Here is a 19582-nt window from a genome sequence, read left to right as displayed (position 1 = left end):
TTAAATGTTATTGCGTAATTCTAGCTGGATGAAATTTCCAGGATTTTTCTCGTCAGGAATGAACCATGCTGGATTTCCAGACTTATCTTTTCCTAATCGAGCATTCTTCATCGGTGGTTTCTTGAAATAATTAGTAAGTTGAAGACCATTGGTAGCCTTTATAGGTGCAGGGGTGTTTTTTGACTCTAAGATTTCTTTCTCAGAATTTTGGTTATACGAATTATGATTTGCTTCCGACTGTAAAATAGGGTGCGTTCCGTTAGTATTCACCGTTTTATCAGCTGCTTGTTGAAGTAGAGTTATCTGTTTGGCCAAGAATGTAACTTGTTCTGTCAGTAGCTGGATTGCTATAGGTAAATTATCCGTAGCTGCAGTTGTTTCGGATAACGATGAAACTGGAGGTTTTATGGGTTGATTAAATGGTTCGCTTCTGGCAGGTTGATTTTTAAGTATATGTGAACTCAATAAGTCAATGTTGTAGTACTCCTCATTAAGTTTTCTAAAAGTAAGCTGTAAATTAAACTCATTTTTTAAACTTACGGCTATTTGGGTAAGGAGTAAAGAATCAAGTCCTATTTCAATAAAACTAGAAAATAGATTTACTTTATTCATCTCTATTCCAGAAGCGTTATATAGTATTTGTTTAATACGCTCTATTATAACTTCCTTTTCATTATATGTTTTGACATCATGTTCCTCAGGCAGTACATCGGTTTGGACAGTTGTATCTATATTGGAATTTAACTGCGGTAATTTTTCTTGTTTTGAATTGATCCAAAAATATTTTCTATTATATGCATAGCTCGGTAAATTTGTTATTTTACTTCTTCTTTTTCCATATACTTTGTTCCAATCCAGGTTAATATCATTCGCCCAGAGTTTGCCTAAGGCATTTAAGATTGATTCATATTCCCCCTCAGCGGTTAACCCACCAATAGTTTTTGAAATAGTATCTCCTCCATGTTGGCGGGTTAGCGTTGCGGTCACATTTCCAGGACCAACTTCCAGAAAAACAGGATTTAGTTCAGTAGAAAGGATTTTAACTCCATCGGAGAATCTAACAGTAGCACTAATGTGTTTTACCCAATAGTCAGGGTCTATTCCCTCGCTGTCCTTCATCCAGTCTCCGGTAACAGTTGAAATTGCTGCTTTTTTTACAATATTTAAAGGCACACTACTCACTATTTCTTTAAACTCGTTTAGAATGGGATTCATCATTTCAGAATGGAACGCATGACTGGTATGCAATAATGCGGTTTTGATTCCTCTTTTTTCAAGTTCTTCAGCATAGCTTTGTATAAGTTCAGCTGGTCCGGAGGCCACACATAAATTAGGCGCGTTAATAGCGGCAATAGATACACCTTTAGGTAGTGATAAAGCTATTTTTTCTGATGACTCACGTATGGATAACATACTGCCCGAAGCAAGCTTACTAATTAACCTTCCTCTGGAAGCAACCAATTTTAGCGCATCAGGTAACGAAAAAACACCAGATAGATGTGCTGCAACATATTCACCTACACTATGACCTATATACGCAGTAGGCTCAATTCCCCAACTTAGCCACAATTTGGCAAGTGCATATTCGGATATAAAAATCGCTGGTTGAGCATAATAGGTGTTTTTTAATTTTTTAGAAGCTTCCTCTTCGGATTCTTCAGAAAAAATAACCTTCCTAATATCTTCACCAAGTTCAGATAGCAGTAATTCAGCACATTCATCAATTGCATCTTTGTAAACTTTTTCATTTTTATAAAGTGACAGCCCCATATTAATATACTGTGCACCTTGTCCGGGAAACATGAAAACTAAATTGTTATTTTTTTCAGTAAGGCTATTAGTTTGCCAGGCCTTTGTTTGTAGCTTTTGCAGCAGATCAGCTCCATTGTTTGCAACTATATAGTTTCTTAAATTAAAATTCTGTCTGGTAGTCTGTAGTGTGTAACTGATGTCAGCTATATTTACTTCAGGATTTTGACTAATATAATCCTTTAACTTATCAGCATACAAATCAATCGATTTTTCGGATTTGGCAGACCAACTTATCAATACAGGGACCTCGAGCTTGGTTTGCTCTTTGAGGGATGCGGAGGGGTATTCTTCAAGAATTGTATGTACATTAGTACCGCCGATACCAAAGGAACTTACGCCGGCAATACGGTTTACATCGCTTTGCCAATCTATTAATTTATCATTGACAATAAAGGGACTATTGACGAAATCTATATTAGGATTAGGCTGACTGTAGTTTATAGAGGCGGGAATTTTTTTATGGTATAATGCAAGCGTAGTTTTTATCAATCCGGCTGCACCAGCCGCATGCGTTAAATGGCCCATATTACTCTTTAAAGAACCAATAGCACAGTACTGTTTTTTTGTCTGATGACCAAACGCTAATTTTAGTCCCTCAATTTCTATAGGATCTCCAATTGGAGTTGCTGTACCGTGTGCTTCAATATAACTAATAGATTCTGGCTTTATTCCTGCATCATGGATAGCCATAGCTACAACTTTGGCCTGTCCAATGGTACTTGGAGCAGTAAAGCTAGTTTTTAATGCACCATCATTATTGATTCCAATACCTTTAATAACCGCGAAAATTTCATCACCATCTTTTTTCGCTAATTCCAGATCTTTTAATAGAACCACAGCCGCACCATCACTAAAAACGGTACCTTTTCCTAATGCGTCAAAAGGTCGGCAATGTCCATCATCAGTAAAAATAGCACCTTCTTCATAAAGGTGACCACTATTAACTGGAGTGGTTATTGATATTCCTCCTGCTATAGCGGAGTCACACTGGTTATTTCTGATTGCCGTAACAGCTTGTGCAATGGCAAGCAATGAGGTAGAGCATGCGGAGTATACACTTACTGCAGGTCCTTTTAAATCTAAATGATAGGCGACTCTACTGCTTAAATAGTCTTTTTCATTGAGAGTGAAAACTTGAATATTACCGATTTTTGCTATTTCATCCGGGTTAGAGAGTAAATTGTTTATATAGTAATCATTGGTGCCGCTACCTGAAAATACCCCTGTAATACCATCGTACTGGCTTGATAAATGACCAGTAGTCTCTAGTACTTCTCTGCAGATTTCAAGAAAAACACGTTGCTGAGGATCCATCAATTTAGCTACTGTAGGGGTAACGTCAAATAATTCGGCATCAAACCATTCTGGATTATTTATAACTCCACGAGCACGGACATAGTCTTTGTTGTTTTTCTCTTCGTCTGGTATTTGCTTATCAAGTTCTTCGTAGTCAAAGAATTTTGTTGTTTCTTTTCCTTCGGTTAGCACATCCCAAAGCTCATTTATATTATCTGCCCCGGGAAATCTTCCAGCCATTCCAATAATAGCAACTTCCTTTTGTTTTACAGAATTTAGAGGTTCAAATGAGAATTGACCAGAATTATTTGTACCAATTATTTTTGATATGCCATTGGCAGTAGGGTGTTGATACAGTTTTATAATCGGTAATGTTATGTTGTATTCGTTTTTTAATATTGAAACTGTTTTTATAGCTAAAATAGAATTCCCTCCGATTTCAAAAAAATTATCATCTGTGCCAATTTGATCTATTTCGAGTAATGATTTCCAGATAGTGATAATGTTTTTTTCGAGGGTTGAAGTAGGTGCTCTATAAAGAGTGCCTGTTGAAGATCTTTTTCTTACCGGCGGAGGTAAAGATTTTTTATCTAATTTACCGTTGCTAGTTAATGGAAAAACCTCTAGTTGAACAAAAACGGTAGGTACCATATATTCTGGCATCTCCTTTTTTAGATATTCGATTAACTCATTTATATCTATGGATTTGTTTTCTATACTAACAATGTATCCAACCAATCTGTTACCAGATTGTTTTTCTTCCCAAACAATTACACAACAACGCTTAATATTTGGAAAGCTGGAAATACAGTTTTCAATCTCACCCAACTCAATTCTGTATCCCTGAATTTTCACCTGATCGTCCATTCGACCTAAACATTGAATTTCCCCATTCGGTAGAAAAAGTCCTAAATCACCAGTTCTGTAAATTTTCGCCCCTGCTATATTTGAAAATGTATCTTTTAAAAATCTTTCCTGATTAAGCTCTGGTCTATTTAGATAGCCTCTGGCAACTCCATGACCACCTATGCAAATTTCGCCAATTTCTCCATCCAGCAAGCGCTGTAAATCTTCTCCCAATATGTAGATCTGTGTATTGTCAATAGGTTTCCCTACAGAAATAGGTTTTTCATTTCTTGAAATTTTCTTGATCGTTGACCATATAGTAGTTTCTGTAGGACCATAAACATTCCACACTTCATCACTCAGGTTTAAAAGTTGATTAGCGAGATCCTGAGGAAAAGCTTCGCCACCGCATAATACTTTTAAAGATAATTTGTTTTTCCAGCCTGCATCAATCATTAGTCTCCAGGTAGTAGGGGTTGCCTGCATAACAGTTACCTTTTGCTCTTCAATAACTGATAAAATTTTATGAAGATCTAACCGCAACTCCGAATCAACCATTAGAATTTTTGCTCCCACAATTAAAGGAAGGAAAATCTCCATCGCTGCAATATCAAATGAAATTGTTGTATTGGCGAGGAAAAAGTCGCTTTCTACTAAGCCGGGTTCTTTTTTCATGCTTAATAAAAAATTTAACAAATTATAGTGCTCTATCTGAACTCCTTTTGGTTTCCCTGTAGAGCCAGATGTATAAAGTATATAAGCGACGTCAGTTCCCTCTATAGTAACATCGGCTGCAGTTTTATCACAAAGTTCTATTTCTGCAAAATGCTTTTCTAAATAGATTATTTCAGCAGGGGTGTTAAATTGCTCTTTAAAATAGGTAGAATTGATGAGTATTGAAGCTCCAGAGTCTTCCAGCATAAAGTCAATTCTATCCTGTGGATAAATTGGGTCTAATGGAACATAAGAAGCTCCGGTTTTAAGTACACCTAATATGGTTGTTAACAATTCTATAGAACGGTCCAGGTAGATGCCAACTGTTGTTGTTTTATTAACGCCTTTTTTCAGAAGAAAGTTAGCTATTTGGTTCGATTTTTCTTCTAGCTGAATATAGCTTAATTTACTGTCTTTACAGACAATAGCAATATTATTTGGGATTCTTTCTACCTGTTCAGCAAATAAATAAATAAATGAATTCTTATTAATCATAAAGATGGAGAGTTAAGTTTGATTGTTAGCGTTTGAAAAACGCTTTCTTTTTTTAAGTAGTTCTAATTTAGCTGATAAGATGATTTAATTTAAGGTTTAATACATTTTTATCTGGTTTGGTTTTGGCTTTAAAAATTATCCTTATTGAATAGGAGCCTAATATAAATAAAATATGATGTAATGAAAGGTGAATTGTGATAAAATACACTTGAATTTTTAAAATTATTTCTTTCAAAATTGGGGTTTAAACATCTATTTCGCAGGTTATTGCTGTTTTTTTTACCAGCGTTTTCCTGTGGTAGGGCGGTGACTTAGGTCTGGTCTTTGGAAATGGAATGTTTGGATAAAAAGAAAGCCAATCCTAAACAGGATTGGCTTTCTTTTATTTATATATGAAATTACTTCTTTTCTGGAGGTGTGTTTACGATTTCTCCAAATTCATTCACCCAGGCCATCATACTTTCTAAGTCGCCTCCAGTAGAATTTTGCTGACGTTCCAGCTTGCGTTGTTCTTTATCTTCTTTTTTCTTTTGTCTGTTCTTTTCTAGTTGCTTCTTCATGAAGGTAGCCTGAGATTTAGCCATAAATTCAATGTATTAGTTAAAAAAAAATAACTTTTCTCTGCTCTTACCTGTTGTAGCCTGCAATATGATTACTTAATCATTAGGGCGAAATATAATTTAATTCTGGGTTGGCAACGGATCAGCAACCTATAGAATTTGAAACCCAATCAAAGGATTAATTGGCAAGTAATATTAAGAGAATAGTGTAATGAATATCCCGTTTTATGCAAATATAAGAAATTTTATGGTAAAATAGAAGGTGCTCTTATTTCGATAGCGTAATCGTATATGTAGCGAGTGCTGCAACTATCATTGGGGTAGTAGTAGGTGCTTTTGCTTTAACAATTATATCGTATGTTTTTGATGGATTGATTAGGATAGGTTTTAGAGTTTCAGGTTGAATGCCTGGTGTTAAAGATAGAAAATCAATAACTGAACTTGAAGTAATACTCGTATTTGCTATGTTGCTGATATTTCCATTGGCAGCAATGTTGAATTTTATAGTTCCTAAATTGCCAAAATTGTTCTTAGCATCAATAGAGTCTTTTTCAATCGGTAATAATGCCAGAAACAAACTTTTAATATTGGTTGCTTTGATGTTTTCAGGTGTAAAATTGTTTAAGCTCTTTTTGATCTCTTCTTCAAGCCTAAGTGTTTGTTTTTTTACTTCGGCAGGTGCTGAGCCGCCACTATCCAGTGTGGGTATTTCAAAGTAAACTGTATCATTAACGATGATGTCCTGCTGGATACTTTCTGTTATTTTATTGCAAGACGTGAATGCTATAATTAGGTAAAGTAAAGCTATATTTAGGAGTCTGTTTTTCATGATGCTTGCAAGGTAGTGTATATCTGTCAAAAACACTTAACTTATATCATATTTGGTATTTTTGAACTTCAAAATTATATTTTGTTTTGTTTTTTAACTGTTTGTAATTCAGTTCTATTAATTGTGTTGTTATGAATTTATTGTTTATTAAAAGAGGAGTGTTGTTTCGATGCGTGTTGATATTTACAGAATATAGTTTTGTTTGCTGTTTAATGGCTTTGTTTTACAGTGTTTTATCTTTTGTTATATGAATTAATACTGTTGTCTGTTGTAGGCTGCTGAAAAATCTGTTCTCATCCCTTTAAAACGCTCAACTACGGTGGCAATAAACGCATCGTCAATGATCTGAAATATTTCATTTGCGCCCCCACCCGTCAGGTCAAGTTCTGATAATTTATAACTCTGTTCGAGTGTACCTTGCTCAAACTTTATGATATACTTTTGGTTCATGTTGAACAATGTGATTTTGCAATCCGGATGTGGTAATTCAGCTATTACTCTCATGTGTTTTGTGTAAAAAGCCATCCCGAAAAGGATGGCTTTTGATTATTTAGTTGTAATTGATTTAAATTTTAACGCCCATTTCTTTCAGTAGAAAATTAGCATTGTCTATTTTTGAAGCTACCCATAATACGTAACGGATGTCTACACCTATAGATCTGCTATAGCTTTCGTTCCATGCATAATCATTAATTGTAGCGCCGTATGCACGGTCAAAGTTTACGCCGATCAATTCGCCTTTGGCATTCATGATTGGTGATCCCGAATTGCCACCGGTAGTGTCCATGTTGTATAGAAGTGCTACCGGAACATCGTTTAGATCTTTTTTAGCAAAAGAACCAAAATCTTTAGCTTCCCATAATTTTCTAATTTGAGCAGGGTAGTCGAATTCAGGGTTTCCTGTTGTTCCTTTTTCTAATATTCCTTTAATTGTTGTGTATGGACGCATATAGGATGCGTCAGCAGGCCAGTAGCCTCTTACATAACCGTAAGTAAGACGTAGTGTGCTATTTGCATCAGGGATGAAATCCTTTTTCTTGAATTTCTCTTTTACGTTCACATAGTCGCCCATTAATTTATTTAAAACCCCTTCTCGTCGGTCTTTTTCAGGTTTTAACGCTGTGATCTGGGTAGAGATGCCTTTCTCTAAAGATAAGAGTTCGTCATTGTAGCTGGCAATAGCTTTGGCTGAAGATATTAAGGTATTGTAGACGTAATTAGTATCCTTAAGTTTGGTGTTGCTAAATGTGTTGTTGATGAAATCGTCCACCACTTTTTCATTATCTGCAGATTGACCTGTGATTTTAGTTACAGCATTTATTGGTTGGTCAGTAGTAAATTCGGAAGCGTCTATAAGCATCTTTTTAAGGATCTTTTTATCTGCATCAAAGTCAAATGATTCGTAAATACCTGCAATAAATTGCTTTAAACGAGGTTTGTTTTGATTAAAAAAGGCTTCTTTCTGGCTTTCTGGCTGTGCATCAAGTGCAGTCTTAAAGGTATTAATGTTTCTTGCTACCCCCAGTAAGCTGGTCGAATTGTAGATTTGAGTTAACCATAGGTCTCTTTTTGCATCACCATTAATCAATTTGTACAGGTTGTCGATATCTGTCATCAGACTGCCGTAACGAGCTTTAACATCAACATTGCTATTGATGAAATTGGCAAGTGCAGCATCTTCCTCTTTCTTTTGTGAAACCAGGTCAATTCCTTTAAGTCCTTGTAATTTACCTCTGTAGTTTTTCAATACATTGGCATTTCGTTTTATTCTGGTAGCAAGTTTAATCTCAGTAGTCTTGTCTTTCTTTCCGGCGTTTTCCATTGTTGTGTTTTGGAAATCGTATAAATTGGATACATAAGGCAATACGTATTGCTGCTGATATGCTATGAATTGAGCAGGACGGTGACGAAAAGTTTTGCCAGGGTAGCCCAGGATAAATACAAAATCTTCTTCATTTGTCCCGTTTGGATTAACCTTAAGGAATTTTTTAGGTGTATAAGGGACGTTGTTTTTTGAGAATTTGGCAGGTGAGCCATCGGGCGCAACATAAGCGCGCATAAAAGAGAAATCACCGGTGTGACGTGGCCATCCCCAGTTGTCTGTTTCGCCGCCATATTCACCTATCTGACGATTTGGAACATATACAAGTCTTACATCCTGAATTGTTTTATATCTAAAAAGGACGTAAGTTTTTCCGATAAACATTTCTGATACTTCAGCTTTTATACTTGGGTCTTTTTTTTCGGCTTCAACTTCAATGTTTTTCAGTGCATCATTAATTAACTTTAGCCTGGATGTAGGATCTGTAACCTGTGCAACGGCTCCCAGGACTCTATCAGACACATCTTCGTAGCTGTCCGTAATGCGACATGTTAATCCTTTTGCCTCAATTTCCTGTTCATGCGACGCAGCTACAAAACCATTGGTTAGGTAATCATTTTCTGGCGTACTCGCTAGTTGTACTGCACTAAATGCACAATGGTGATTGGTGATGATTAATCCTTGATTGGATATAAATGATCCTGTACACCCGCCAACGTTAACCAGTGCGTCAACAAGGCTGGTGCCTTTAGGGTTGTAGATTTCATTTTGGCTAATCTTTAGTCCGGCTTTCTTTAAATCAAGTTTGTGGATTTCGCTTAATGGAAACATGCCTTCCTCCCAGGGTTTATAGCCCGATTGAAGCATGCCAACCGTGAGCAAGGAACATGTCAACAATGATGTGATCAAGGTTTTCTTATTCATTTGTGATTATATTTGTTAATAGTTAGTTCTAAATTGATGTGTTTATTTCTGTCGGACACATTTTAAAAACACCAAATTTAATTATTTTAGTCGGTTGGTGGGTAAAAGTCCTTAATATCATAGTCGGCTTTTTGAATTTAGAAGGTTTTTATTGGTGGAGCTTAAAATTTGCTTTTGTCCTTACGCGGAGGAGAAGCTGGATGGGCGGTTAAAAAAAAGAATCGCTATTAAAGAAAATTGTCGTCATTCTGCGTTTTGATCTGATTTTTTACAATGCCTAGAGCTTGATTTTAAAGAAGATGTCGACTTTTTGGCCAAAAGGTCCCTTGTTTATAAACGTATTACGTTTTTGGAGTAGCAGTAGTGTTTTGAATTTTATTTTTTTTCTCTTAAGTTAATTGTTGTGCCGTTTTACTACTTGTTAGGGTTCGGCATTAGTAGGGCATTAGTAGGGTGTTACTAGGGCCTTACTAGGGCCTTGCTTTACCCCCTAGTCCTAGTAAGGCCCTGCTAACGCCCTGTTAACTTCCAGTTAATACTCTAGTAAATGTAAACTCAGAGCAGGAACGGAGAAGGAACGGACATTTATAATGTGGAAGCAATCAGTTTAACTTTTGTATTTTTGTACTTCAATAAGTTTAATCATGGCAGAAGATTTAATTATTACCACTAACGTAGATAAGGAAGCTCAGTATTTATCGCTTATTCCTCAGATTGCTTCTTTAATCTCAGGAGAGCAAGATTTGATCGCTAATATGGCGAACGTCGCTGCGGCTCTAAAGGAGCAGTTTAAGTGGTTTTGGGTAGGTTTTTATCTAGTGAAGGGTGATGAGCTGGTTCTTGGTCCATTTCAGGGGCCTGTGGCTTGTACTAGAATAAAAAAAGGGAAAGGTGTTTGCGGGGCTTCGTGGCAGCAAAACGAGGTTTTGATTGTTCCTGATGTAGATCAGTTTCCCGGACATATAGCCTGTGCATCCGCTTCAAGGTCTGAAATTGTTTTACCTGTATATCGTGGTGCTGAAATAATCGCAGTGTTAGATGTTGATAGTGAATACCTGTCTCATTTTGATGGAGTTGATGCTAAATATTTAAAGGAAATAGTTAGTCTTTTGGATGCTTAAATTGCCTTTTTCTTTTTATCAAAGTAAAGAAGTTAATCAACTCGCTATACAGTTGTTAGGTAAGCGACTATATACTTTTGTAGATGGGGAGTTGACTGGAGGGACGATAGTAGAGACTGAAGCATACAAGGGTGTTGAAGATAAAGCGTCCCATGCCTTTGGTGGTAGGTTTACCGATCGTACCAAAATTATGTATGAAGCGGGTGGCGTATCTTACGTGTACTTGTGCTATGGCATTCATCATCTGTTGAATGTGGTTACGGCACCAAAGGGAATACCTCATGCCGTATTGATAAGAGGGTTGGAGCCAATAGACGGTATTGATGTGATGTTGAGAAGGAGAAATATGAAGGTTTTAAAACCTAATATTACTGCCGGTCCCGGGGCATTGGCCAAAGCAATGGGTGTCGACAAAAAATTAAACGCAAAAGACCTGGATGGTGATGAAATATGGATTGAAGATGAGGGGCTGGCCTTTGATGCAGATGATATTGCAGCTGTTCCCCGGGTTGGGATAGATTATGCGGGTGAACACGCTTCATTGCCATGGCGTTATTATGTCAAAGGAAATAAGTTTGTTAGTAAGCCAAATAATTAGTTTTTCTGCTGTTTATCTATTTTAATCAGATCCATCATGGAGTGAGGTCTCATGTTGTGGATAACAAAATGACTGTGCTGATTTATTTATCCCTGTTTTTTGTGGATATTTGAAGTGATGAATTTTGAAAACACTTTAGCATTCGCTCAGTCGATGGATCAGGCTGATCCATTACATGATTTAAGAGAAGATTTTTTGTTTCCTCAGCAAAATGGAAAGCCATTTATTTATTTGTGTGGTAATTCTTTAGGACTACAACCTAAAGCTGCACGTAAGGTTATGGAAGAACAGTTGAACAATTGGGAAAATCTCGCCGTTGAGGGATGGTTTGAAGGTGATACCCCCTGGATGTTCTATCATAAGGAATTGAAAAAAATGATGGCTCCGATCGTAGGTGCAAGTGTTGCTGAGGTGTGTCCGATGAATACTTTGACCGTAAATCTTCATTTGCTAATGGTTAGTTTTTATAAACCAACGGCAACTAAGTTTAAGATTATCATGGAAGCAGGAGCTTTCCCTTCAGATCAATATGCAATAGAAAGCCAGGTTCGTTTTCATGGGTATGATCCTGCAACTGCAATTATTGAAGTCGCACCAAGAACTGATGAATATACTTTAAGAACCGAAGATATAACAGATGCAATTGCAACTAATGGGAACGAGATAGCTTTGGTATTATTTGGAGGGGTTAATTACTTTACCGGTCAGTGGTTTGATATGGAAGCCATAACAAAAGCCGGGCATGCAGCTGGCGCCATGGTAGGGTTTGATCTGGCTCATGCTGCGGGAAATGTTCCTTTGAAATTGCACGATTGGAACATCGATTTTGCTTGCTGGTGTTCTTATAAATATCAAAACTCTGGTCCTGGTGGCATAAGCGGTATTTTTGTGCATGAAAAACATTTTTCAGATGGTAAACTTAACCGTTTTGCAGGATGGTGGGGTTATCAGGAGCAGCAACGTTTCAAAATGGAAAAGGGATTTGTTCCTGAACCTGGTGCCGATGGCTGGCAGGTAAGTTGTACACAGGTAATGCCTATGGCTTTGTATTATGCCTCTTTACAAAGTTTTGAAAAAGCAGGCTTTATGGAGCCTTTAAGGAATAAAAGTAAAACATTAAGTGCTTATTTGTTTTTTGTTATTAATGAGGTGAATAAAGTGTTAGGAGAGGAACAGTACAAGATCATTACTCCGATAACTGAGGTTGACCGTGGAGCGCAGGTTTCTATCATTGCAAAGCAAAAAGGAAGAGAAGTTTTTCAGGGGTTGGTAGCTAATAATGTATTGGGCGACTGGCGTGAACCAAATGTAATCAGGTTAAGTCCGGTACCTCTGTATAATTCCTTTGAGGACGTATTTACAACGGGGGAATTGTTGCTGGATATTAGTAAAAAGCTTCTTTAAAAAACGAAGTCAATATGATAAATTATAATCCCAAAGATTGGGTAACTTTTATATTCCATGTACATAAAGCGGATACCATACGTACTTTATGGCCGTTGATGCTGAGTGTCGCTGTTTTTTCTGGTGTAATAGCTTACCTGGAGCTTAATTATTTAAAACTTGCTGAAACTACTTATGTAAAGAATATAGGTATGATGCATAATTTATTGGGTTTTGTGATCTCTATGTTGTTGGTCTTTAGGACAAATACTTCGTATGACAGGTGGTGGGAAGGGCGAAGATTATTGGGGGGATTAACCAATGTAAGCCGGAATTTCGCAATTAAAATTAAAGCACTAAAACTTAACCCTCAGCATATTGAGTTTTTTGATTATGCCATTCCGAAGTATGCATTTGCATTGAAGGAACATTTAAGGGAGAAACAGTATTTTGGTAAAAATAGCGTGTTGATTGAAGTGGATGGAGGAAAACATATTCCTAATCAGGTGGCTACGAGCATCGCTTCCAGAGTTTTTGAATTGCAGGCAAATGGTGAGATTACAAATGAACAGCTTATCATATTAAATGCAGATGTGCAGCAGTTTACAGAGATATGTGGTGGTTGCGAACGCATTAAAAATACGCCGATACCGTATTCTTATAGCGCATTTATTAAAAAGTTCATCTTCATTTATGTAATTACACTGCCTTTTGGTTGGGTGTTTAGCCTTGGGTATTTTGTGGTACCGATTGTACCTTTCATACTTTATGTTTTGGCGAGTTTAGAACTGATTGCCGAAGAGATTGAGAACCCATTTGGTGAAGATCCTAACGATCTTCCGGTAAATGAAATTTGTAACAACATTGAAAAACATGTAGGAGAAATCCTGAAGTAAAATGGTTAAGATAGCCTGGCACCCTTTGTATGCACATCCTTTACCTGAGGGACATCGTTTCCCTATGGTTAAGTATGAATTGATTCCAGCGCAACTACTGCATGAAGGAGTAATTACTGAGCATAATTTGTTTACACCTGCTTTATTGGATGAGGATGTGGTGTTGTTGGCGCACCAGCAGGACTATTGGGATCAGTTAAAACAACTGACGCTTCCCGCGAAGGAACAAAGGAGAATTGGTTTTCCGTTAAATGAACAGTTGGTAGAGCGTGAAATAAGGATTGCACAAGGGACGGTTGATGGAGCATTATTTGCACTAGAATATGGAATTGCGTTTAATATTGCTGGGGGGACCCATCATGCAGGTAGCAATTGGGGCGAGGGGTTTTGTTTGTTGAATGATCAGGCAATTGCAGCTAATTATTTGTTGAATAGTAATTTAGTTGACCGTATATTAATTATAGATTTAGATGTTCATCAGGGTAATGGAACTGCTGAAATTTTTTACAATGAACCTCGGGTGTTTACTTTCTCTATGCACGGTGACAAGAATTTTCCATTTAGAAAGGAGCGTTCTGATTTGGACATTCCATTGGAAGATGGAATAACGGATCAGATATTTTTAGATAAGTTACGCGCAGCTTTGCCCAGGCTTTTGCAACATCAGGCAGGCTTTGTCTTCTATTTATCGGGAGTAGATGTGTTGGAAAGTGATAAATTGGGGAAGCTCGCTTTGAGTAAAGAGGGCTGTAAAGAGAGAGATAGAATCGTATTGCAATTTTGTAAAGACAATCACCTTCCGGTTCAGGTGAGTATGGGAGGTGGTTATTCACCAAACATAAAAGATATTGTGGATGCGCATTGTAATACTTTTAAAATTGGTTTAGATATTTTTGAATAATTATGAAGATTGTTATTGCAGAGAAACCTTCGGTGGGACGTGAATTGGCTAAGGTTTTCGGTGCTACAACTAAGAAGGATGGCTATATTGAAGGAAAAGGTTATTCATTTACCTGGGCATTCGGCCATTTATTACAATTGGCGCCTCCACAGGAATATGGATTTATAGGTTGGCGAAGGCAACATTTACCGATGTTGCCGAAGAAATTTAAACTCGCTATCCGGAAGATTAAAACCAAAGATGGTATGGTAGAAGATCCGGGGGTAAGAAAGCAACTTGATATTATAAAAAAGCTTTTCGATGAGGCTACAGAAATTATTGTAGCAACGGATGCTGGACGTGAAGGTGAATTGATTTTTCGTTATATATATTACTTTTTAAAATGTAAGAAGCCTTTTAAAAGGCTTTGGATTTCTTCACAAACTGATGAAGCCATAAAGGAAGGGTTTAGGAATCTCAAGCCAGGAACAGATTACGATACCTTATTTAATTCGGCACATTGTAGATCTGAGTCTGATTGGCTGGTTGGTATGAATGCAACCCAGGCATTGAGTATTTCGGCGGGCAATCGTTCCGTTTTGTCGTTAGGTAGGGTGCAGACGCCAACATTAGCGATGATTTGTTCCAGATATCTTGAGATTAAAAACTTTGTTCCCCAGTTGTATTATCAGTTAGCAATACAACTGGATAAAGACGGACAATTGTTTAGAGCAATGTCTGTAAACAACTTCGATAAAAAAGAAGACGCTGAAGCCCTTTTAGAGAAGATCGAAGATGTGGCATCTGGCTTTAGCAATGGTGGAAAGATTTTGAATGTTGAGGCAAAGCCAAGAAAGGAACCACCTCCATTGTTGCATGATTTAAGTAGTTTACAACAGGAGGCTAATAAACGTAAGGGATTCACCGCTGATCAGACGCTTAATCTTTTACAAGGTTTGTATGAGAGTAAGCTGGTGACCTATCCTCGTACTGGGAGCAGGTATATTGGGGATGATGTATTTGCAGGTGTGCCAACATTAATTGATAAACTAAAAGAGCATAAAGATTTCGGTAAGCAGGCAGAATTTTTACAAACTGTTCCTTTGAATAAAAGAAGTGTTAACGCGAAAAAGGTTACAGATCACCATGCAATTTTACCTACTGGGGAATCTCCTTATCAGTTAAGTGGTGATAAACAAGCTGTTTATGATATGGTAGTTGGACGCATGCTTGAAGCTTTTCATCAGGAGTGTGTAAAAGAAATTACTAAAATATCGGTTGAATCCGGATCTTTATTTGTAGCTAATGGTACCGTAATACGTTCTGCAGGATGGCGTTCTGTATTTAATGAATCGGACGATGAAAAGAAGGATGAGGATAATCCTGCGCTACCTAAAGTAAAGAAGGGAGAGGAATTGCCGATTACAAATAAGGCTTTATTGGAAAAACAAACTAAGCCTAAACCGATGTATAATGAAGCTTCTTTGTTAAAAGCGCTGGAAACTTCGGGAAAAGATATCGAAGATGAAGAGCTGAGGTATGCGATGAAAGATAGTGGCCTGGGAACACCAGCAACAAGGGCTGCTATAATTGAAACGCTAATTAACAGAGAGTATATTTCTAGGGAAAAGCGAAATCTTGTACCAACAACTAAAGGTTTGGCGGTATATGACGTAGTGAAGGACCAAAAAATTGCGCAGGCTGAATTGACCGGTCAATGGGAGAAACGTCTGGAAGAAATAAGATCTGGTGCTTCTGTAGTTGATTTTAAAGCAGAGATAGCAGATTATACAAAGACAATTACTAATGAGCTTTTACTTGCCGGAAACACGCTTGTTGCAAAATTAGCACCTCCACCTGCAGTAGAAGAACAGAAAGCTGATTAATAGTTATATGGGGTGTAGTAATAACTACATGATTTAAATGAAAAAATTTATGTATTCCTTATTGGGTATTATAGTTGTTCTGGTTTTATTAACCGTATGGGTGTTAAATTTGCCTGTGTTTGGGCATCAACCAGAAGGAGCAAGATTAGAACGACTGAAAAAGTTGTCTAACTTTAAAGCAGATGGGACGCTGGATAATCTTTCGCCTACACCAATGAAGCCTGAGGGGGTAAGTTATTGGGATATGATTGTGGGAATGGTTAAAGGTAATGAAAATAGTGCGCCCAAAAAAGCACTACCACATGTTGTTCCCGATTTTACCGCTACGCATAAAACCAGATTGATTTGGTTTGGTCATTCTTCTTATTTTTTGCAGATTGATGGTGTTAAAATTTTAGTCGATCCGGTGTTTAGCAAGCGACCTTCACCAATTTCTTTTGTTGGAACAGGAAGTTTTATGGGGACTGATTTTGTTAAAGCTGAAGATTTTCCAGAACTGGATATTGTTCTGATTACCCATGACCATTATGACCACTTGGATTACCAGAGTATTTTAAAGCTAAAACATAAAACTAAACTCTTTATTACATCTTTAGGGGCCGGAGCTCATTTAGAACACTGGGGTATACCTCAGGAGAAGATTGTTGAGCTCGCCTGGGGTGAAGAGGCGATCACTAATAATATGAAGTTTACTGCTGCACCGGCGCGCCATTTTACAGGAAGAGGATTTAAGAGAAATCAAACCTTGTGGTCGGCCTTTATATTGCAGGGATCAAAACATAAATTGTATTTAGGTGGTGATTCTGGTTATGACACTCATTTTAAAAAAGCTGGAGAGCAGTATGGACCGTTTGATATCGCTATTTTGGAATGTGGACAGTACAACGCTTACTGGCCTTTAATTCATATGTTTCCTGAACAAACCGTTCAGGCTGCAAAAGATTTGAATGCAAAAGTTTTATTTCCTGTTCATTGGGCTAAGTTTACATTGGCTATGCATAGTTGGAATGAACCGGCTATTCGTGTTGTAAAACAAGCTAAGGTGGATAGTGTTAAAATTACTACTCCTTTATTAGGTGAAGCAGTTGTTTTGGATGAAAACTATCCGTCAAAAGAATGGTGGCTGGATTAATAGCTTTTAAACAATCTGACTTTTAAGATGTTGTTTGTGTAGATTGATCATGACAGTAATGAAAACAGATTTTATAGAAATATTCCAAACCATAAGAGCAGTGTTGCAGCCATATGCAGCACTCGGATTTAATAATAGGGTTAATAGTGAAACGACCTATGATCTGTGGAGTGATAAAGATGTTGTTATAGAGGGTAGGAGAAGGCATGAAGTCTATTTTGCTGCAGTAATGATCCGTAAAGGTCATGTTGGATTTTATTATATGCCAGTTTATGCAGAACCTGATATAAAAGCAGTATTTGATCCGGTTCTTTTAAAATTGTTGAAAGGTAAGTCGTGCTTTCATGTTAAAAAGCTTGACGATGTATTGTTAGGTCACATTGAAAGTGCTTTAGCAGAGGGATATAGATTATATAAGGAAAAAGGTTGGGTATAGGATTGATTTGGCAGAATAATGTATTAATTGAACTTCAGGACTCAGGGCTTGTTGTGGTGCCTATTGCGTATGATAGGTATAACTTACTGCTTTGTAATGATGCCGTCGTAATTAGTTTAATCCCTCTTGAGAACGATTACAACCCCGGGGAGCTCGTAGCGTTACAAACAATTTATCAGCAAAAGCGTATTAATTTAGTTCAGCTTTGGGAAGACATTTGGTATACAAGGCGGGAACAGGTTATTGGTAGAATCAAGTCTCTTTTAGGTTTAAATAAACGGTTGCATGGCCGTAAAGGATTAATTAAGGCAATTACACAAAAACAGGCCGACGATTTTTTGAATGATAATCATATCCAGGGATCTGCTAAAGCAAAATACAGGTTTGCACTTGATATAGGTATACAAACGGTTGCTGTTGCAAGTTTTAGCAATGCAAGGTTTATGAAAAGAATTTCCGCGGATTACCAATCCGTTGAGCTGATCCGTTTTGCCACACTTATGGGGTTTACGGTTACGGGAGGATTTACTAAGCTATTGAAGCATTTTGTAAATTTGACAGCGCCAAATGATGTGATGAGTTATGCAGATCGAGACTGGTCCTTGGGGAATGCGTATGAACAATCAGGATTTACGCTAACTGAAATTACACCTCCGGCTCAAATATGGTTGCAAAAGGAGGAGATGACTAGAGTTTTTCCGCATCGTCTGCCACTTTCTATTCAGCAGAATTTAAATTTGAATAAGGAATCGATAGCTAGTGCCGACCTTAATGAAGAGTATTTGCCTGTTTTTAATACAGGTAACCTTAAATATATATTGTATCTATAATGATTAATAAAAAGCCACTTTTGGTAGTGTTGGGCCCGACAGCATCTGGTAAGACAAAGTTAGCTGTCAATTTGGCAAGTGTTCTAAATGGTGAAATTATCAGTGCAGATAGCAGACAAGTCTTTGAGGGAATGGATATTGGGACTGGTAAAGATCTTGACGAGTATGTCGTGAACGGTAGAAAAATTCCTTATCATCTTATTGATATAAAAAAAGCCGGTGAAAATTATAATGTAAACGAATTTAAAGAGGACTTTTATAATGCTTTTAAAAAAATAACTGACAAAAAGACCCTCCCAATACTTTGTGGTGGCAGTGGTATGTATATTCATAGCGTATTGCAGGATCATGAATACACAGCAATTCCACCAAATGCTACATTGCGCGCTTCATTAGCTGATCTTGAATTGAATGAACTGCGAAATATTTTGTCAGATTATTCTCACAAATTTACTGCTCATGCTGATTTATCTTCGCGTAAGAGAATCATCAGAGCAATAGAGGTGTCATCCTATTTAACAGAACATACTTTGGTTAAAATAGAAAGACCCGTGTTTAATTCCTGCATTATTGGATTAGAACCTGAACTGGATTTACGAAGAAACAGAATCATTGAAAGGTTGAACCTAAGACTGGAACAGGGACTGATAAATGAGGTGAAGCAGTTGATTGAAATGGGGGTTTCTAAAGAGAAGTTTGTGTTCTATGGTCTTGAATATAAGTTTGTTGTGTCCTATATCTTTGGCGAAATAAATTACGAAACGCTAGTCGAAAAATTAACAATTGCGATATGTCAGTTTGCAAAGCGTCAGATGACTTTTTTTAGAAAAATGGAAAAAGATGGCGTTAAAATAAATTGGATAAAATCTAAGAATAACATTGATCCTACAGAAGAGGCGTTTAGGCTGTATAATCAGTATTTGAATGCTGAGAGGAGTTTTTGAATAGGAATGTATCACATTTAATATTTTCAATATCATAAATTAATATGAATTACTTAAGGAATGTGGCATACGTTTTGTAAAGGTGAGGAGTAGATGGGTTTTGAGTTATAGGTATTAATAATTTATCGATAATTAAAAATCTGTTTATAATACACAAATAAGTTTTATATAATTGAAA

Annotated in this window: 15 protein-coding genes; 10 read left to right on the top strand and 5 right to left on the bottom strand. The window is 37.0% G+C overall.

The annotated features are described in order from the left end of the window. The 5 genes from R2Q84_RS02155 to R2Q84_RS02135 form a co-directional block, all read right to left on the bottom strand. Positions 1-5163: a polyketide synthase gene (locus tag R2Q84_RS02155; RefSeq protein WP_316814876.1), complete on the bottom strand. Its 5163-nt coding sequence runs from the start codon at positions 5161-5163 to the stop codon at positions 1-3. A gap of 398 nt (positions 5164-5561) precedes the next feature. Beyond that, positions 5562-5723, bottom strand: a complete 162-nt coding sequence (locus tag R2Q84_RS02150) for a hypothetical protein (protein WP_226905054.1) — start codon at positions 5721-5723, stop codon at positions 5562-5564. Positions 5724-5991: 268 nt separating this feature from the next. Further along, positions 5992-6552 carry a hypothetical protein gene (locus R2Q84_RS02145; protein ID WP_316814875.1) on the bottom strand — a complete coding sequence of 187 codons (561 nt, stop codon included), beginning with the start codon at positions 6550-6552 and terminating at the stop codon, positions 5992-5994. A gap of 252 nt (positions 6553-6804) precedes the next feature. Continuing rightward, positions 6805-7056, bottom strand: coding sequence for a hypothetical protein (locus R2Q84_RS02140; RefSeq protein ID WP_316814874.1), 252 nt, complete (start codon positions 7054-7056; stop codon positions 6805-6807). Positions 7057-7117: 61 nt separating this feature from the next. Continuing rightward, positions 7118-9298, bottom strand: coding sequence for a S46 family peptidase (locus R2Q84_RS02135; protein ID WP_316814873.1), 2181 nt, complete (start codon positions 9296-9298; stop codon positions 7118-7120). A 644-nt stretch (positions 9299-9942) separates the two neighbouring features. Between R2Q84_RS02135 and R2Q84_RS02130 the strand changes: the two genes are divergently transcribed. The 10 genes from R2Q84_RS02130 (at position 9943) to miaA (ending at position 19404) form a co-directional block, all read left to right on the top strand. Further along, positions 9943-10419 carry a GAF domain-containing protein gene (locus R2Q84_RS02130; RefSeq protein WP_316814872.1) on the top strand — a complete coding sequence of 159 codons (477 nt, stop codon included), beginning with the start codon at positions 9943-9945 and terminating at the stop codon, positions 10417-10419. Next, positions 10412-11017: a DNA-3-methyladenine glycosylase gene (locus R2Q84_RS02125; RefSeq protein ID WP_316814871.1), complete on the top strand. Its 606-nt coding sequence runs from the start codon at positions 10412-10414 to the stop codon at positions 11015-11017. Before R2Q84_RS02130 ends, R2Q84_RS02125 begins: the two co-directional genes overlap by 8 nt. A 117-nt stretch (positions 11018-11134) precedes the next feature. Further along, positions 11135-12421, top strand: a complete 1287-nt coding sequence (kynU, locus tag R2Q84_RS02120) for a kynureninase (protein ID WP_316814870.1) — start codon at positions 11135-11137, stop codon at positions 12419-12421. Positions 12422-12435: 14 nt separating this feature from the next. Further along, positions 12436-13296: a bestrophin family protein gene (locus R2Q84_RS02115; protein WP_316814869.1), complete on the top strand. Its 861-nt coding sequence runs from the start codon at positions 12436-12438 to the stop codon at positions 13294-13296. A 1-nt stretch (position 13297) separates the two neighbouring features. Beyond that, on the top strand, positions 13298-14197 hold the full coding sequence (locus R2Q84_RS02110; protein WP_316814868.1) for a histone deacetylase: 900 nt from the start codon (positions 13298-13300) through the stop codon (positions 14195-14197). A gap of 2 nt (positions 14198-14199) precedes the next feature. Next, the gene (locus R2Q84_RS02105) at positions 14200-16062 is read left to right on the top strand and encodes a DNA topoisomerase 3 (RefSeq protein ID WP_316814867.1); all 1863 of its coding nucleotides are present in this window, start codon (positions 14200-14202) and stop codon (positions 16060-16062) included. Positions 16063-16099: 37 nt separating this feature from the next. Continuing rightward, positions 16100-17194: an MBL fold metallo-hydrolase gene (locus R2Q84_RS02100; RefSeq protein WP_316814866.1), complete on the top strand. Its 1095-nt coding sequence runs from the start codon at positions 16100-16102 to the stop codon at positions 17192-17194. A gap of 58 nt (positions 17195-17252) precedes the next feature. Next, positions 17253-17630, top strand: coding sequence for a hypothetical protein (locus R2Q84_RS02095; RefSeq protein WP_316814865.1), 378 nt, complete (start codon positions 17253-17255; stop codon positions 17628-17630). Continuing rightward, complete coding sequence (locus R2Q84_RS02090) at positions 17621-18460, top strand: hypothetical protein (RefSeq protein WP_316814864.1); 840 nt, start codon at positions 17621-17623, stop codon at positions 18458-18460. The genes R2Q84_RS02095 and R2Q84_RS02090 overlap by 10 nt, the downstream gene beginning before the upstream one ends. Continuing rightward, positions 18460-19404 (top strand): tRNA (adenosine(37)-N6)-dimethylallyltransferase MiaA, encoded by a 945-nt coding sequence (gene miaA, locus R2Q84_RS02085; RefSeq protein ID WP_316814863.1) that lies wholly within the window; start codon positions 18460-18462, stop codon positions 19402-19404. Before R2Q84_RS02090 ends, miaA begins: the two co-directional genes overlap by 1 nt. Positions 19405-19582 lie beyond the last annotated feature (178 nt).

This window comes from Pedobacter nyackensis (genome assembly GCF_032678475.1).
GTDB lineage: Bacteria > Bacteroidota > Bacteroidia > Sphingobacteriales > Sphingobacteriaceae > Pedobacter > Pedobacter nyackensis_A.
Note: the sequence above shows the minus strand (reverse complement) of the source record. Positions and strands in the feature narration are given on the sequence as shown.

Bases quoted from the DNA above. Each gene is read 5' to 3' on its own strand.
- R2Q84_RS02150 (WP_226905054.1), bottom strand. From the start codon at position 5,723: ATGAAGAAGCAACTAGAAAAGAACAGACAAAAGAAAAAAGAAGATAAA.
- R2Q84_RS02095 (WP_316814865.1), top strand. From the start codon at position 17,253: ATGAAAACAGATTTTATAGAAATATTCCAAACCATAAGAGCAGTGTTG.
- R2Q84_RS02145 (WP_316814875.1), bottom strand. From the start codon at position 6,552: ATGAAAAACAGACTCCTAAATATAGCTTTACTTTACCTAATTATAGCA.
- R2Q84_RS02100 (WP_316814866.1), top strand. From the start codon at position 16,100: ATGAAAAAATTTATGTATTCCTTATTGGGTATTATAGTTGTTCTGGTT.
- R2Q84_RS02135 (WP_316814873.1), bottom strand. From the start codon at position 9,298: ATGAATAAGAAAACCTTGATCACATCATTGTTGACATGTTCCTTGCTC.
- R2Q84_RS02110 (WP_316814868.1), top strand. From the start codon at position 13,298: ATGGTTAAGATAGCCTGGCACCCTTTGTATGCACATCCTTTACCTGAG.
- R2Q84_RS02140 (WP_316814874.1), bottom strand. From the start codon at position 7,056: ATGAGAGTAATAGCTGAATTACCACATCCGGATTGCAAAATCACATTG.
- R2Q84_RS02125 (WP_316814871.1), top strand. From the start codon at position 10,412: ATGCTTAAATTGCCTTTTTCTTTTTATCAAAGTAAAGAAGTTAATCAA.
- R2Q84_RS02115 (WP_316814869.1), top strand. From the start codon at position 12,436: ATGATAAATTATAATCCCAAAGATTGGGTAACTTTTATATTCCATGTA.
- miaA (WP_316814863.1), top strand. From the start codon at position 18,460: ATGATTAATAAAAAGCCACTTTTGGTAGTGTTGGGCCCGACAGCATCT.
- R2Q84_RS02105 (WP_316814867.1), top strand. From the start codon at position 14,200: ATGAAGATTGTTATTGCAGAGAAACCTTCGGTGGGACGTGAATTGGCT.
- kynU (WP_316814870.1), top strand. From the start codon at position 11,135: ATGAATTTTGAAAACACTTTAGCATTCGCTCAGTCGATGGATCAGGCT.
- R2Q84_RS02155 (WP_316814876.1), bottom strand. From the start codon at position 5,163: ATGATTAATAAGAATTCATTTATTTATTTATTTGCTGAACAGGTAGAA.
- R2Q84_RS02130 (WP_316814872.1), top strand. From the start codon at position 9,943: ATGGCAGAAGATTTAATTATTACCACTAACGTAGATAAGGAAGCTCAG.